Consider the following 16,130-nt stretch of genomic DNA (forward strand, 5'->3'; position numbering starts at 1 on the left):
GGAGCACGTCGCAGACATCACCACCGAGCAGGTCCAGCACAGCAGGCAACGTTTCCTCGATCCCACTGCTGCACCGTGAGGGTGCGGTCCTGACCGTCGACCAGGCTGAGCTCATTGTCCAGACCTGCATGAGAGGTGCCCGTGCTCATAAACAGAGCAGCGATCGCGGTGATCATCGCGATCAGCACCCGACTGATTGCCTTCATGTTCTCCCTAGCTATATGTCGCCGGTGATCCCGAGGGCCACCGATTCTGTTGTGATGCCCGGCCCTGTGCTTAGACCACACACCCCGCAAGACCGCCATGTGATCGGAATTAAAGACATCACATGTTGCTCTTACGCTTCGCTCATCGTTGACACGAGGAACATAACGGGGAGGCATCCGACCGGCAACGCAAGCGCACAGTTGAGTCGCGACGTACACCCGCCGACTCAAAGTTTGCTGATATCAGCCTGAGAGGGTTCAAACGGTTCGGTTCGGCACACGTATGCAGTGCCTGATATGGGTATGAGCTAGTTCGCAATGCGAATGAACAGAGACGCAAGTCACGTTCGGTGGGTCGACGTTTCCCACGTTCATCGCCTTGTCGCAGCTCAATCGTGATGAGGCGGAATATTGCGCCTGAGCCACCGGTCGTGCGCGTCGTCGTCGTCGGGCGAAGGGCTGTCACGTTCGTCGGGTGCGACCTCCGGCAGGGGCTCGCCGAAAATCTTGTTAACTGTGTCGCGTGCCAGCTTGTCCCGATCCGCCATTACCATTCCCCTTTGTGACGAAGATCACATCCGAGCGTAGCGGAGTCCGTGAATCTTGTTTACCTGCTGGTAACCATGCCGACGTCCACCCACAGCTTTCGCCAGAACCACGAAATCGGCGGCCAATGGCCGCCGATTCGTGTTGGTTAGATCTCCAAGCTTGATAGCTGGCCGATTATCTGCACAGCCAGCGGATTCAATGTGGCCATGCCGTCGCGGACCGCGGCGCGGGACCCGGCGATGTTCACGACGAGCGTGCTGCCGGATATTCCAGCTAGCCCCCTGGACACCCCCGCGTCGACTATGCCCGCCGACAGACCCGAGGCGCGCAACGCCTCGGCGATGCCCAGCAGTTCGCGGTCGAGAATGTCACGGGTGGCCTCCGGCGTGACGTCGCGCGGTGTCACACCGGTGCCGCCGACCGACACCACGAGGTCCACCCCACCGATAACGGCGGTGTTCAGCGCGTTGCGGATCTCCACCTCATCGGCCGCGACGACGACGACGCCGTCCACCACGAAGCCCGCCTCACCCAACAGCTCGGTCACCAACGGCCCGCTGTGGTCCGCCTCGCCGTGCGCGGTCCGGTCGTCGACGACGATGACGAGCGCGCGCCCCACCAACTCCCCAGGTTGTTCCATGTCTGCAACCGTATATGTGGCCACGGACAGCGGCCCATCTGCCCGCTTCGCCAACGTGAGTTCGACGTGTCCGCGGGCCGGAGTCAGCGTCCTCACTGCTCGGCCCTGCCCAGGGTGACCTCAACCGTCTGCGGTTTGCCAGCCTGGTCCAGATAGGTCAAGGTCACCTTCTCCCCTGGAGCCTTGGAACGCACCGCGGCAACGAGCGCGTCGGCGCTGCCGACCACCCGGTCGTCCACCTTGGTGACCACCACACCGCTGGGCAGGCCGGCCGCGGCCGCGGCACCGCCGCCGGTGACCTCGACGATCTTGGCGCCGTCGCTGGCCTTGTCGTTGGCCACCTGCACCCCGAGCGAGGCATGCGATGCCGTGCCGTTCTGGATGAGTTCGTCGGCGATCCGTTTGGCCTGGTCGACCGGGATCGCGAAACCCAATCCGATCGACCCGCTCTGGGCCTGCGCCGAGTCGCCGCCCATGGTGGCGATCGCGGAGTTGATGCCGACCAGCTCACCGTTCATGTTGACCAGTGCGCCACCGGAGTTGCCGGGGTTGATCGCGGCATCGGTCTGGATGGCGTCGAGCACGGTGTTCTGGTTGCGGGTGTCACCGCCGGCCGCCACCGGCCGGTTCAGCGCGCTGATGATGCCGGTGGTGACCGTGCCTTCCAGGCCCAACGGCGATCCGATGGCGACGACGTCCTGGCCGACCCGCAGGTTGGCCGAGGAACCCAGCGAGATCGGGGTCAGGCCGGACACATCCTGGGCCCGCACGACGGCGATATCGCTGCTGGGATCGGTGCCCACCACGGTGAACTGTTTGGAGGTGCCGTCGGAGAACGTCACCTTGGTCGTCGCGCCGCCGGGTACGACGGGCATTCCCGGCGCACCGGGCGCGCCCGGATCCTGTTTGGCGGCCTCGACGACGTGGTTGTTTGTCAGGATCAGGCCGTCGGAGGTCAGGATGATGCCCGACCCCTCCTCGGAGGCCCGGCCCAGATCGGTCTCCAGCTTGACCACGCTCGGCACCACCTTGGCCGCGACCTGCTCGACCGAACCGGCGGGCAACGCGGCCGCGGGCACCGTGGACGCCACCGATCCGGACTGGCCACCGAGGCGCGGGCTGTCCTGGTGCATCAGGGTCGCGACACCGCCGCCGACCCCGGCCGACACCACGGCCACCGTCAACGCGCCGGCCACCAGGCCTGCCTTGGAGCGCTTCTTGGTGGCGACGGCCGGCTGCGCGGCGGCCTGGATCCGGTACGGGTCGTAGGCCGAACGATAGGCCTGCTCAGGCTGCGCCGGGTTCGGCAGCTGCTGCGTCGGGTTCGGCTGCTGACGGGCGTAGCGCCAGTCGTACTGCTGCTGCTGTTGATAGGGATCCGGCCGCCCACTCGGGTAACCGGGCGCGACGCCGGGACGCTGGTCCGGCTGCTGGGAGTACCTCGGATGATTCGTCATGGCGCTGCGCTGCTCTTCTCTGCCGAAAGGTCCGTCGCTTCAATGCCGCTTCTATGTAACTTCGTCAACGAAGTGGGTGTCACTGAGGTTGCCTAATTGGACTGAGAATCCACTTAGAGATTTGTCTGTTCCACCCATGATTCGCCCCCCGGCCCAGTTAACTGTCTCACCTTTTGTCCGTGCCGACCGTATTGCCCATTGGGTAGTCGTCGACCGGCGTCGCTCCGGCATCGGGAATCGGATAGCCCGGCAGCATCATATGGATCGAGGTGCCCGGCGGGTCACCGGCCGGCACGGTCTCGTCGATCCGAAGTGCGCCACCGTGTTTGAGCACGACCTGCTGCACGATCGCCAGCCCGAGACCCGAGCCGGGCATGGCCCTGGCCGCCGCCGACCGGTAGAACCGCTCGAAGACCAGGCGGCGTTCCTGTGGCGCGATGCCGGGGCCGTGATCGGACACCACCAGCTCGGCGTGCCCCGGATCGACCTGGTAGAGCCGCACCCCGACGCGGCCGTTGGGCGGGCTCCATTTCGCCGCGTTGTCGAGCAGGTTGAGCACGGCGCGGCCCAGCCCGGGACCGTCGCCGAACACCTGCCACCCGGTGACCTGGACGTCGAACTCGATGTCGTTGCGGCGCCTGCGCACCCGCTCCAGGCTGCGGTCGATGACCTCGGACATGTCGACCGGTTCGGGGGTGATCCCCCCGGACTCGTCGCGGGTGAGGTCCACCAGGTCGCCCACCAGGGTGGACAGTTCCTCGATCTGGGCGATCACATCCGTACGCAGCCCCGCCATCTCGTCCTCGGGCAACCGCGGCGCACCGGGTTCCTGCGCGGCCATCAGCAGTTCGACGTTGGTCCGCAGCGAGGTCAGCGGGGTGCGCAGTTCGTGGCCGGCGTCCGAGACCAGGCGGGCCTGGCGTTCCCGGCTTTCGGCGAGCGCGCGCAGCATCAGGTTGAACGCCTCGGTCAGGCGCGCCAGCTCATCGCTGCCCACCACCGGGATGGGCCGCAGGTCGTCGGTGCGGGCCACCCGTTCGGCGGCCTCGGTGAGTCTGCCCACCGGACGCAGTCCGGCCCTGGCCACGGCACCACCCGACATCGCGGCCACCACGACGCCGATGCCACCGACGATAAGCAGCACCGTGCCCAGCCGTCTGAGCACCTTGCCGGTGGGCGCCAGGCTCTTCGAGATCAGCAGCGAGCTGCCGTTGGCCAGGTGCACCGAGAGCACCCGCTGGTGGTTGACGGTGCGCAGCGACATCAGCAGCTCACCGGAGATGACGTCCTTCTCGGGCTGCCCCAACGGCAGCATCTGCCCCTGCTGGTTGGCGGTGTAGATGGAGCGGCCCGGGATCACCAGCATCGCGTTGACGTCGGAGTAGGCGGTGCCCTCGATCGCCTTGCCCGGGTCGGCGGCCAGCGATCCGCTTTCGATCAGCAGCCGGGCCCGGCTGTGCAGCTGGGTGTCGAGGTCGTCGTAGAGCGCGCGGGACACCACAGCGTAGACGGCGACGGCCATCAGCACGACGACCATCGCGACCATCGACATCGCGAGCATCATCACGCGCCAGCGCAGTGACAGTGAGCTGGTGTTGGGGAGCGCGGCGGCGCGCCAGGTGTTTGCGACGGCGGGCCGTCCAGACTCGGGAGCTAGGGCCATCTATCAGGGTGGGGTTTCGCGTAGTACATATCCGACTCCGCGCACGGTGTGGATCAGCCGCGGTTCGCCGTCGGCCTCGGTCTTGCGACGCAGGTAGCCGATGTAGACCTCGAGGGCGTTGCCCGAGGTGGGGAAGTCGAATCCCCACACCTCTTCGAGGATGCGGCTGCGGGTGAGCACCCGGCGCGGGTTGGCGATGAGCATCTCCAGCAGGGAGAACTCGGTGCGGGTGAGGCTGATCTGGCGGGCGCCGCGGGTGACCTCGCGGGTCACCGGGTCCAGCGTCAGATCGGAGAAGGACATGACCTGCGAATCGGCGCCGTCCTCGGAGAACGTGCGGCGCAGCAACGCCCGCATCCGCGCGAGCAGCTCCTCGAGGGCAAACGGTTTGGGCAGGTAGTCGTCGGCCCCGGCGTCGAGACCGGCGACCCGCTCGGACACCGAGTCGCGCGCGGTCAGCACCAGGATCGGCAGATCGTCACCGGTGCTGCGGAGCTGACGGCACACCTCCAGGCCGTCGAGCCGCGGCATCATCACGTCCAGCACCACGGCATCGGGCCGGTCGTTGGCAATCGCATCGAGAGCCTCGACACCGTCCTGGGCGAGTTCGACCGAATAACCATTGAAGGAAAGCGACCGGCGCAGTGATTCACGCACAGCGCGATCGTCGTCAACGACAAGAATGCGCACAGGCACAGTCTCAACCCGCTGTCTGAGAGTGGGCTGAGAGGCGCGCCGCAAATTCGCCTTGCGTTTCCGGCATGTCCCGTGAGCCGCCGACGGAAATTGGTACGAGAAAAAGCGCTATCACACGTGATAGCGCTTTTTCGGATACTGCGGTTCTAGCGCTTGTCGAGGTCGATCAGGCCGAGACGGGCGGCCTTGAGCAGGCGACGCGGCACCTTGTGCTGCTGCCCGGCGACGTTGACACCGACGAGACCGGTGGCCTCGGCTTTCCACTGCGCGCGCCGGCTACGGGTGTTCGCGCGCGACATTCTGCGCTTGGGCACAGCCATGACGTGCATCTCCTTGCTCTGGGTGTTGCCGCGCGCACCGCAGCGGCAGACGATTGCACTACAGACTAACGGTTGACCTGCGTCTGCTCCAAAACGAGGGCGGGCTTGCGCTCCCCGCGGCGCGAAACGGGATTCGTGCCTTGACGCGGGACCGGCGGTAGCGGCTAACCTACCGGTTGGTTGAACCACACGGGCGACGGCGACGGGAGTGTGCGTGACGGTCCGGATCGGCAACTGCTCGGGTTTCTACGGCGACCGAATAGCTGCGATGCGCGAGATGCTGACCGGCGGCGAGCTGGACTACCTCACCGGTGACTATCTGGCCGAGCTCACCATGCTCATCCTGGCCCGCGACCGGGCCAAGAACCCCGACCGCGGCTACGCCAAGACGTTCCTGCGGCAGCTCGAAGAGTCGCTGGGGCTGGCGCTGGACCGGGGCGTGAAAATCGTCGCCAACGCCGGCGGGCTGAATCCGGCCGGGCTGGCCGCGGCGGTGCGCACGCTGGCCGAGCGGCTGGGCCTCGATGTGAACGTCGCGCATGTCGAGGGTGACGACCTGGTGGGGCAGGCCGCCGAGCTCGAGTTGGGTTCCCCGCTCGCGGCCAATGCCTATCTGGGCGCGTGGGGCATCGTCGACTGTCTGGGCAGCGGCGCCGACGTCGTGGTGACCGGCCGGGTCACCGACGCCTCGGTGATCGTCGGGCCTGCGGCCGCGCATTTCGGCTGGGCCCGCACCGATTACGACGCCCTGGCCGGCGCCGTGGCCGCCGGCCACGTCATCGAATGCGGGACGCAGGCCACCGGCGGCAACTATGCGTTCTTCACCGAGGTGGCCGACCTGGCCCACCCCGGCTTCCCGCTCGCCGAGATCTCGGCCGACGGCTCCTCGGTGATCACCAAACATCCCGGCACCGGCGGGCAGGTCAGCGTGGGCACCGTGACCGCGCAGCTGCTGTACGAGATCGGCGGGGCGCGCTACGCCAACCCCGATGTGACCCTGCGGGTCGATTCGCTGCGGCTGACCCAGGAGGGTCCCGACCGGGTCCGGATCTCCGGGGTCGCCGGCGAGGCCCCTCCCCCGACGCTGAAGGTGTCGCTCAACAGCATCGGCGGTTTCCGCAATGCGACGACGTTCGTGCTCACCGGACTGGACGTCGAGGCCAAGGCCGCGTTGGTGCGCAGCCAGCTGGAGGCGAGCCTGACCGTCGAACCGGCCGAGCTGGAATGGACGCTGGCCCGCACCGACCACCCCGACGCCGATACCGAGGAGGCCGCCAGCGCCCTGCTGCACCTGGTGGTCCGCGATCCCGACCCCGACGTCGTCGGCAGGCAATTCTCCTCGGCGGGTGTGGAACTCGCACTGGCCAGCTATCCGGGGTTCACCGCCACCGCACCGCCCGGCGACGGCCAGGTGTACGGCGTGTTCGAACCGGGCTACGTCGACGCCGCCCTGGTGCCCCACGTCGCGGTCCATGCCGACGGCACCCGCGTCGACATCGCACCCGCCGCCGAAACGCTCGTGCCGGCACCGGCGCCCGAACCCGTTCTGCCCGAGCCGCTCCCCGCCGGGGCCACCCGCCGCGCCCCGCTCGGCCTGATCGCGGGCGCCCGCAGCGGCGATAAGGGCGGATCGGCGAACGTCGGCGTCTGGGTGCGCACTGACGACCAGTGGCGCTGGCTGGCCCATGCGCTCACGGTCGGCAGGCTGCGCGAATTGCTGCCCGAGGCGGCCGATCTGCCGGTCACCCGGCACCTGCTGCCCAACCTGCGGGCGGTCAACTTCGTCATCGACGGCATCCTGGGCCGCGGTGTCGCGTATCAGGCCCGGTTCGATCCACAGGCCAAGGGGCTGGGCGAATGGTTGCGCAGCCGTCACCTCGACATCCCGGAAGGGCTGATCCCGTGAGTATCTGGAACACCGAGGAGCGCGCAGCGCTGCGGAAGACCGTGCGCGACTTCACCGAACGCGAGGTGACGCCCAATGTCGACGAATGGGAACGCACCGGCGAGCTGCCGCGCGAGCTGCACCGCAAGGCCGGCGAGGCGGGCCTGTTGGGTGCGGGCTTCCCGGAGGCGGTCGGCGGGGGTGGCGGCGACGGGGCCGATGCAGTGGTGATCTGCGAGGAGATGCACTACGCGGGCTGCCCGGGCGGCGTGTTCGCATCGCTGTTCACCTGCGGCATCGCGGTACCGCACATGATCGCCTCGGGTGATGAACGGCTGATCGAGACGTATGTGAAGCCCACGCTGCGTGGGGATCTCATCGGATCGCTGGCCATCACCGAACCCGGCGGCGGCTCCGACGTCGGGCATCTCACCACCAGGGCGATACGAGACGGCGGCCCCAGCGGTCTCGAGTACGTGCTCGACGGCGCCAAGACCTACATCACCTCGGGTGTACGTGCCGACTATGTGGTGACCGCGGCCCGCACCGGCGGTCCCGGCGCGTCCGGCGTCTCGCTGATCGTGGTGGACAAGGCCACACCGGGCTTTGAGGTCAGCCGCAAGCTGGACAAGATGGGTTGGCGGTCAAGCGATACCGCCGAGCTGTCCTATGCCGGCGCCCGGGTGCCGGTGGCCAATCTGGTCGGCGCGGAGAACTCCGGTTTCCTGCAGATCGCGGCCGCGTTCGTGGCGGAACGGGTCGGCCTCGCCGCGCAGGCGTATGCGAGCGGGCAACGCTGCCTGGACCTGACCGTCGAGTGGTGCCGCAACCGTGAAACGTTCGGCAAGCCACTGATCTCGCGGCAGTCGGTGCAGAACACCCTCGCCGAGATGGCCCGGCGCATCGACGTCGCCCGGGTGTACACCCGCCATGTGGTCGAGCGGCAGCTCGCCGGTGAACAGAATTTGATCACCGAGGTGTGCTTCGCCAAGAACACCGCGGTCGAGGCCGGCGAATGGGTCGCCAACCAGGCCGTCCAATTGTTCGGCGGCATGGGCTATATGGCCGAATCCGAGGTGGAGCGGCAGTATCGCGATATGCGCATCCTGGGCATCGGCGGCGGCACCACCGAGATCCTGACCTCGCTGGCCGCCAAGACGTTGGGATTCCAGTCGTGAGCACACTCGTCATGAGGCACCCCACCGCGAGTGTGAAACCTCTGCGAGAAAATGGCCAAAGATTCGCACTGTCTTCACACTCGCGGACGGAAGAGGTCTCGAGATGACCGCACTCAGGTCCAGCATCGACCCGTCCTCGCCCACCTATCTGGACGCGGCCGAGGTGATGGCCGCCAAGCTGGCCGAACTCGACGCCGAACACGCCAAGGCGCTGGCCGGGGGCGGCGACAAGTACGTCACCCGCCACCACGGCCGCGGCAAGCTCACCGCGCGCGAACGGGTCGAGCTGCTGCTGGATCCCGACGCACCGTTTCTGGAGCTCAGCCCGCTGGCCGCCTGGGGCAGCGATTTCACCGTGGGTGCCAGCGTGGTCTGCGGCATCGGTGCGGTCGAGGGCGTCGAATGCCTGATCGTCGCCAACGATCCGACCGTCAAGGGCGGCACCAGTAACCCGTGGACGCTCAAGAAGATCCTGCGCGCCAACCAGATCGCGATGCAGAACCGGCTCCCGGTGATCTCCCTGGTGGAATCGGGCGGTGCGGATCTGCCGACGCAGAAGGAGATCTTCATCCCCGGCGGGCAGATGTTCCGCGATCTCACCCGGCTCTCGGCCGCGGGCATCCCCACCATCGCGCTGGTGTTCGGCAACTCGACGGCAGGCGGCGCGTACGTGCCGGGCATGTCCGACCACGTCGTGATGATCAAGGACCGCTCCAAGGTGTTTCTGGCCGGGCCGCCGCTGGTCAAGATGGCCACCGGCGAGGAGTCCGATGACGAATCCCTCGGCGGGGCCGAGATGCACTCCCGTACCTCGGGTCTGGGTGACTACCTGGCCGCCGACGAGCCCGACGCGATCCGGATCGGCCGGCGCATCGTGGCCCGGTTGAACTGGCGCAAGCAGGGGCCGGCCCCGGTCCCGGTCGCCGAGCCGCTGTTCGACGCCGAGGAGTTGATCGGCATCGTGCCCGCCGATCTGCGCATCCCGTTCGACCCGCGCGATGTGATCGCCCGCATCGTGGACGGCTCGGACTTCGACGAGTTCAAACCGCTGTACGGGTCGTCGCTGGTGACCGGATGGGCGACGCTGTACGGCTACCCGGTCGGCATCCTGGCCAACCACCGCGGCGTGCTGTTCAGCGAGGAGTCCCAGAAGGCCACCCAGTTCATCCAGTTGGCCAACCGATCCGACACCCCACTTCTGTTCCTGCACAACACCACCGGATACATGGTGGGTAAGCAGTACGAGGAGGGCGGCATGATCAAGCACGGCTCGATGATGATCAACGCGGTGTCCAATTCCACGGTGCCGCACATCTCGCTGCTGGTCGGCGCGTCCTACGGGGCAGGTCATTACGGTATGTGCGGGCGTGCCTACGATCCGCGGTTCCTGTTCGCCTGGCCGAGTTCCAAGTCGGCGGTGATGGGCGGCGCCCAGCTCGCCGGGGTGCTCTCGATCGTCAGCCGGGCCGCCGCAGAGGCCCGCGGTCAGGAATTCGACGAGGCCGGCGACGCCGCCCTGCGGGCCGCTGTCGAGGCCCAGATCGACGCCGAGTCGCTGCCGATGTTCCTGTCCGGCCGGCTCTACGACGACGGGGTGATCGACCCACGCGACACCCGGACCGTGCTGGGAATGTGCCTGTCCGCCATCGCCAATGGCCCGATCAAGGGGACGTCGAACTTCGGCGTCTTCAGGATGTGAGCACCGCCATGACAATGTCTGCCCGCGAGCGTGAACTTGTTTGCGAGATTTCGGTGAATCCTCGCAAACAAGTTCACACTCGACGCCAGGAGGTCGCATGATCACCCGAGTCCTGGTCGCCAACCGCGGGGAGATCGCCCGCCGCGTCTTCGCCACCTGCCGTCGCCTCGGCATCGGCACCGTGGCGGTGTACACCGAACCCGACGCCGGCTCACCGCACGTCGCCGAGGCCGACGCCCGGGTACGCCTGCGGGGCAGCGACGGCTACCTCGACTCCGCCCAGATCATCGCCGCGGCCAGGGCCTCGGGTGCCGACGCGATCCATCCCGGCTACGGATTCCTCTCCGAAAACGCCGATTTCGCCGCCGCGGTGAACGATGCGGGGCTGACCTGGATCGGTCCGCCGGTGAACGCGGTGGCCGCGATGGGCTCCAAGATCGAGGCCAAGAAGATGATGGCCGCGGCGGGGGTGCCGGTGCTGGCCGAACTCGACCCGGACACCGTGACCGCCGATCAGCTGCCGGTGCTGGTCAAGGCCTCCGCGGGGGGCGGCGGCCGTGGCATGCGGGTGGTGCGGGAACTCGGCGCGCTGGCCGACGAGGTCGCCGCGGCCCAGCGTGAGGCGCAGTCGGCGTTCGGCGATCCGACAGTGTTCTGCGAGCGCTACCTGGCCACCGGACATCACATCGAGGTGCAGGTGATGGCCGATGCGCACGGCACGGTGTGGGCGGTCGGCGAGCGCGAATGCTCGATCCAGCGCCGCCATCAGAAGGTCATCGAAGAGGCGCCGTCACCGCTGGTGGAACGCACCCCCGGGATGCGGGCCAAGCTGTTCGAGGCGGCCAGGCTGGCCGCCGAGGCGATCGGCTACACCGGCGCCGGCACCGTGGAGTTCATGGCCTCCGGAGCGGGTGGCGACTTCTTCTTCCTGGAGATGAACACCCGTCTGCAGGTGGAACATCCGGTCACCGAGCTGACCACGGGTCTCGATCTGGTCGAGTTGCAGATCCTGGTCGCCGACGGTGGCCGGCTCGATCCCGAACCGCCGCCATCGCGGGGATCCTCGATCGAGGTGCGGCTCTACGCCGAGGATCCGGCCAAGGACTGGCAGCCGCAGCCCGGTACCGTGCACCGGTTCGACGTACCGGGGGACGTCCGGGTGGACACCGGCATCGAGGACGGCTCGGTGGTGTCGGTGTTCTACGATCCGATGCTGGCCAAGGTCATCTCCCACGCCCCGACCCGGAGCAGGGCCGCGACCATGCTGGCCGCCGCGCTGGCCCGCACCACCCTGCACGGGGTGCGCACCAACCGGGATCTGCTGGTGAACGTGCTGCGTCATCCGGCGTTCCTGGACGGTGCCACCGATACCGCATTCTTCGATACGCACGGTCTGGACACCCTGGCCGCACCGTTGGCCGGGCCCGATGCGGTGGCGCTCTCGGCCGTCGCCGCGACGCTGGCCGATGCCGCCCACAACCGGGGTACAGCAACGGTTTTCGCCCCGGCCCCGAGCGGTTGGCGCAATCTCGCATCGGGTTACCAATCCCGGTCCTTCGCCGCGGGCGGTGCGGATCTCACGGTGCGCTACCGGTTCACCCGCGGCGGTGTGGAATTGCCCGATCACGAGGCGGTCACCGTGGTGTCGGCGACGCCCGGGCATGTCGTGTTGTCCTCCGGCGGCGTCGAGCATGCGTTCGACGTGGCCCGCTACGGCCGGGACGTGTACGTCGACTCCGCGCTGGGCGCGACGCAGTTCACCGCGCAACCCCGCTTCCCCGATCCGGCCGATGCGGTGGCGCACGGTTCGCTGCTGGCACCGATGCCCGGTTCGGTGGTGCGGGTCGGCGCCGCGGTCGGCGACACCGTCACGGCCGGGCAGCCTCTGATCTGGCTGGAGGCCATGAAGATGGAGCACACCGTCGCCGCACCCGAGGACGGGGTGTTGGCCGAACTCAATGTCGCCGCGGGCCAGCAGGTCGAGGTCGGCACCGTACTCGCCCGAGTGGAATCTCAAGAAGGAGAACAGTCATGAGCTTCGTCGAGACCGAGGAGCAGCAGGCACTGCGACAGGCGGTGGCCGCGATGGCCGCCAACTACGGCCAGGACTACTACCTGGAGAAGGCCCGCACCGGGCAGCACACCACCGAATTATGGGATGAGGCAGGCAAACTCGGTTTCATCGGGGTGAACCTGCCCGAGGAGTACGGCGGCGGTGGCGCGGGCATGTACGAGCTGAGCCTGGTGATGGAGGAGATGGCGGCGGCCGGCTCGGCGCTGCTGATGATGGTGGTCTCCCCCGCCATCAACGGGACGATCATCTCGAAGTTCGGCACCGACGAGCAGAAGAAGCGCTGGATCCCCGGCATCGCCGACGGGTCGATCACCATGGCGTTCGCCATCACCGAACCCGACGCCGGCTCCAACAGCCACCGCATCACCACCACGGCCCGCAGGGACGGCGGCGACTGGATCCTCAAGGGCCAGAAGGTGTTCATCTCGGGTGTGGACCAGGCCCAGGCGGTGCTGGTGGTGGGCCGGACGGAGGATCATAAGACCGGCAACCTCAAGCCCGCGCTGTTCGTCATCCCCACCGACACCCCGGGGCTGAACTGGACCAAGATCGAGATGGAGTTGGTCAGTCCGGAGAGCCAGTTCCAGGTGTTCCTCGACGAGGTGCGGGTTCCGGCCGATGCGTTGGTGGGTTCGGAGGACGCCGCGATCGCGCAGCTGTTCGCCGGGCTGAATCCGGAGCGGATCATGGGCGCGGCCAGCGCGGTCGGCATGGGCCGGTTCGCGATCGACAAGGCCGTCGAGTACGTCAAGACCCGCCAGGTGTGGAAAACACCCATCGGTTCGCATCAGGGTCTGTCACATCCGTTGGCGCAGAACCACATCGAGATCGAGCTGGCCAAGCTGATGATGCAGAAGGCCGCGATGCTGTACGACGGCGGCGACGACGTGGGTGCGGCCGAGGCCGCCAACATGGCCAAGTACGCCGCGGGTGAGGCGTCGGTGCGGGCGGTGGATCAGGCCGTGCAGTCCCTCGGCGGCAACGGGCTGACCAAGGAGTACGGGATCGCCGCGGCGGTGACCTCGGCCAAACTGGCCCGCATCGCCCCGGTGAGCCGGGAGATGATCCTGAACTTCGTCGCGCAGACCTCACTCGGCCTGCCCCGGTCCTACTGATGCTGGTTCAGTACGACGTCGACGGGCCCGTCGCCCGGCTGACGCTGGACTCGCCGCACAACCGCAACGCGCTGTCGGCGGAGCTGGTCACCCAGCTGCATCGGGCTCTGGCCGACGCGGCCGCCGATCCCCGGGTGCGGGTGGTGATACTCGGCCATACCGGCGGAACGTTCTGTGCCGGTGCGGATCTGAGTGAAGCGGCCGGGAAGGATCCCGGGGATGTCGCGGTGGACCGGGCCCGGGAGATGACCACCCTGTTGCGGGCCATCCTGGAGTTGCCACTCCCGGTGATCGGCGCGATCGACGGGCATGTCCGGGCCGGTGGGCTGGGCCTGGTCGGGGCCTGCGATCTGGTGGTGGCCGGCGCCAACAGTACGTTCGCGCTGACCGAGGCGCGGATCGGTGTTGCCCCGTCGATCATTTCGCTGACCCTGCTGCCGAAGATGACGGCACGCTCGGCCGGCCGCTACTTCGTCACCGGGGAGAAGTTCGGCGCCGTCGAGGCGGCCGCGATCGGGTTGGTGACGCTGACATCCCAAGACGTTGAGGCGACCGTCGCGAGGTTGACTACCGAGATCGCCAAGGGGTCACCGCAGGGGCTGGCGGCGTCGAAGGCCCTGACCACCGCGGCGACCCTGCGGTCCTTCGACGAGCTGGCCGACGACCTCACCCGGCGGTCGGCGGAACTCTTCGTCTCCGACGAGGCCCGCGAAGGCATGCTGGCGTTCCTGCAGAAGCGCCCGCCGAACTGGGTGGTCTAGAAGCGTTTTGCGCGCCCTACGCGGATGCGTTCTGGGTGACCTCAATGCGCCCGCCGGTCTCGCGGTCGAACCAGTGTCTGCCGGTTGGGTCGATGCTCACGGTGACCTGCGCGCCGGTCTCGTACGCAGCGAAGCCTGGGACCCGGGCAACCAGAGTACCGCCGTCCCACGCGACGGTGAGATCGGTGACAGGCCCCTGCGGTTGGCACACCGACACCGTGGCCGACACCCCGGCACCGCGGTTGACCTGTACATGTTCGGCGCGCACGCCAAGGTCGACGGTGCGCCCACACAACTCGGCAGCACCGACCCCGTCGACATCGAACACCGCCGTGCCGCAGCGAAAGCCCACGTTATCGCAGTCGGATTCGACGGTTCCGGTCAGAAACGACATTTGCGGGCTGCCGACAAATGATGCGACGTAGCGCGACCCGGGCCGACTGTAGACCTCCAGCGGCGTGCCGACCTGCTCAATGTGACCGTTGCTGAGCACGACGATGCGGTCGGACATCGACAGCGCTTCTTCCTGATCGTGCGTGACGAAGATGGAGGTGACACCCAGGCGTTCGTGCAGGATCTTGACTTCACCTCGCATCCGCACCCGCAACGCGGCGTCGAGATTGGAGAACGGCTCGTCAAACAGGAAGACTCGCGGTTCGCGAACCACCGCGCGCCCCAAGGCCACCCGCTGTTGCTGCCCGCCGGATAGCTCGCGCGGCAGACGGTCCAGCAACTTGGTCAGTTCGAGCGATGCCGCCACCTCCCTGACGCGCTCGGCGATTTCCCTCTTGGGACGTTTCTTCATTCGCAGTGAGAACCCGATGTTCTGCGCCACGGTCATGTGCGGGTAGAGGCCGTAGGACTGAAACACCATGGCGACGTCACGTTCGGACGGCGTCATCTCGTTGACCAGGCGACCATCCATCAGGATCTGGCCGGACGTGATGTCCTCCAGACCCGCGATCATGTTGAGCAGCGTGCTCTTACCACAACCCGAGGGTCCCAGCAGGGTGAGGAATTCGCCCTCATGGATGTCGAGACTGACGCCGCTGCACGCTGTCACGGAGCCGTACTGCTTGACCAGGTCAACGAGTTGAATTCCTGTCATTAACCCTTCACCGATCCTTCAACGAAGCCTTCCACGAGGTACCGACGGAAGACGATGGCAAGCAGCACCACGGGGATACTTGAGATGACCGAGGCGGCGATCATCTCGCCGTAGAGCGTCTGGAACTGTCCACTGAACTCGGCGATGGTCAAGGGCACTGTCTTGGTGCGCGAACTCGACAGAATGACCGCGAAGAAGAACTCATTCCACGACTCGATGAACGCGAACACCCCGACCGCGAACATCGACGGTGCCGCCAGCGGAAGAACGATGAGCCGGAATGTGTTCCACATGTTCGCGCCGTCGATCGCGGCGGACTTCTCCAGTTGCGGTGGGATCGCCTCGAAGAACCCCTTGGTGACCCAGATGACGATTGGCACGACGAACGTCAGGTGCGCGATAATCAGTGCGATGTACGTGCCGACCAGCCCCAAGCCGGCTAGCACCACAAACAGCGGTATCACCAGCACGATGGCGGGAAACATCTGGCTGGCGAGGACCGCCATCAGAATAGCGCCGCCGTGCCGAATCCCGAGGTTGGCCAGGGCGTAGCCGGCCGGGGCGCCGATGATGACACCGAGGCAGCTCGCAATGACGGCGATCAGCAGCGAATTACGCATGGCCTCCAGCAGGTTTGGACCCCGGGAAGTGAATGATGCCGCGAAGTTCTTGAACGTGATCCGGTCGAGTGACAGGTCCATCGGGGTACTGGTGAGCGAAGCGGTCGGGTACAAGCTGGACACGATGGCCCAGATGATCGGCGCCAGCGTCCACACCAT

Annotated in this window: 14 protein-coding genes and 1 pseudogene; 6 read left to right on the forward strand and 9 right to left on the reverse strand. The window is 67.2% G+C overall.

Going from position 1 to position 16,130, the window contains the following annotated elements:
* Positions 1 to 59: 59 nt before the first annotated feature.
* From ACWDTP_RS16910 to rpmF, 7 genes and pseudogenes are all read right to left on the reverse strand, one after another.
* Positions 60 to 206: pseudogene (locus tag ACWDTP_RS16910) on the reverse strand (MspA family porin); the annotation flags it as partial.
* 389 nt (positions 207 to 595) lie between these two features.
* Positions 596 to 754 carry a hypothetical protein gene (locus ACWDTP_RS16915; RefSeq protein ID WP_450021688.1) on the reverse strand — a complete coding sequence of 53 codons (159 nt, stop codon included), beginning with the start codon at positions 752 to 754 and terminating at the stop codon, positions 596 to 598.
* Positions 755 to 900: 146 nt separating this feature from the next.
* Positions 901 to 1,395 (reverse strand): MogA/MoaB family molybdenum cofactor biosynthesis protein, encoded by a 495-nt coding sequence (locus ACWDTP_RS16920; protein WP_450021690.1) that lies wholly within the window; start codon positions 1,393 to 1,395, stop codon positions 901 to 903.
* A gap of 92 nt (positions 1,396 to 1,487) precedes the next feature.
* A complete protein-coding gene (locus ACWDTP_RS16925; protein WP_450021692.1) occupies positions 1,488 to 2,852 on the reverse strand; it encodes a S1C family serine protease in 1,365 nt (454 codons plus the stop codon).
* A 166-nt stretch (positions 2,853 to 3,018) separates the two neighbouring features.
* Positions 3,019 to 4,515 carry an ATP-binding protein gene (locus tag ACWDTP_RS16930; RefSeq protein ID WP_450021694.1) on the reverse strand — a complete coding sequence of 499 codons (1,497 nt, stop codon included), beginning with the start codon at positions 4,513 to 4,515 and terminating at the stop codon, positions 3,019 to 3,021.
* Positions 4,516 to 4,518: 3 nt separating this feature from the next.
* Positions 4,519 to 5,205 carry a response regulator transcription factor gene (locus tag ACWDTP_RS16935; RefSeq protein WP_450021696.1) on the reverse strand — a complete coding sequence of 229 codons (687 nt, stop codon included), beginning with the start codon at positions 5,203 to 5,205 and terminating at the stop codon, positions 4,519 to 4,521.
* A gap of 152 nt (positions 5,206 to 5,357) precedes the next feature.
* Positions 5,358 to 5,531 (reverse strand): 50S ribosomal protein L32, encoded by a 174-nt coding sequence (gene rpmF, locus ACWDTP_RS16940; RefSeq protein WP_450021698.1) that lies wholly within the window; start codon positions 5,529 to 5,531, stop codon positions 5,358 to 5,360.
* Between the two features lie 208 nt (positions 5,532 to 5,739).
* Here rpmF and ACWDTP_RS16945 point away from each other — a divergent pair, with 208 nt between their 5' ends.
* From ACWDTP_RS16945 to ACWDTP_RS16970, 6 genes are all read left to right on the forward strand, one after another.
* Positions 5,740 to 7,437, forward strand: a complete 1,698-nt coding sequence (locus ACWDTP_RS16945) for an acyclic terpene utilization AtuA family protein (RefSeq protein ID WP_450021700.1) — start codon at positions 5,740 to 5,742, stop codon at positions 7,435 to 7,437.
* Entirely contained in the window at positions 7,434 to 8,594 is a 1,161-nt protein-coding gene (locus ACWDTP_RS16950; protein ID WP_450021702.1) for an acyl-CoA dehydrogenase family protein, read from the forward strand. Before ACWDTP_RS16945 ends, ACWDTP_RS16950 begins: the two co-directional genes overlap by 4 nt.
* Positions 8,595 to 8,697: 103 nt before the next feature.
* Complete coding sequence (locus tag ACWDTP_RS16955; RefSeq protein WP_450021704.1) at positions 8,698 to 10,293, forward strand: acyl-CoA carboxylase subunit beta; 1,596 nt, start codon at positions 8,698 to 8,700, stop codon at positions 10,291 to 10,293.
* Positions 10,294 to 10,390: 97 nt separating this feature from the next.
* Positions 10,391 to 12,328, forward strand: coding sequence for an ATP-binding protein (locus ACWDTP_RS16960; protein WP_450021706.1), 1,938 nt, complete (start codon positions 10,391 to 10,393; stop codon positions 12,326 to 12,328).
* Positions 12,325 to 13,482: an acyl-CoA dehydrogenase family protein gene (locus ACWDTP_RS16965; protein ID WP_450021708.1), complete on the forward strand. Its 1,158-nt coding sequence runs from the start codon at positions 12,325 to 12,327 to the stop codon at positions 13,480 to 13,482. Before ACWDTP_RS16960 ends, ACWDTP_RS16965 begins: the two co-directional genes overlap by 4 nt.
* The gene (locus ACWDTP_RS16970; RefSeq protein ID WP_450021710.1) at positions 13,482 to 14,243 is read left to right on the forward strand and encodes an enoyl-CoA hydratase family protein; all 762 of its coding nucleotides are present in this window, start codon (positions 13,482 to 13,484) and stop codon (positions 14,241 to 14,243) included. Before ACWDTP_RS16965 ends, ACWDTP_RS16970 begins: the two co-directional genes overlap by 1 nt.
* A 16-nt stretch (positions 14,244 to 14,259) precedes the next feature.
* On the opposite strand, the gene ACWDTP_RS16975 is transcribed toward ACWDTP_RS16970, so the two are convergent.
* A complete protein-coding gene (locus ACWDTP_RS16975; protein WP_450021712.1) occupies positions 14,260 to 15,351 on the reverse strand; it encodes an ABC transporter ATP-binding protein in 1,092 nt (363 codons plus the stop codon).
* Positions 15,351 to 16,127, reverse strand: a complete 777-nt coding sequence (locus tag ACWDTP_RS16980) for a carbohydrate ABC transporter permease (protein ID WP_450021714.1) — start codon at positions 16,125 to 16,127, stop codon at positions 15,351 to 15,353. Before ACWDTP_RS16980 ends, ACWDTP_RS16975 begins: the two co-directional genes overlap by 1 nt.
* Between the last annotated feature and the right edge of the window lie 3 nt (positions 16,128 to 16,130).

The sequence above is a fragment of the Mycobacterium sp. NPDC003449 genome (assembly GCF_053588415.1).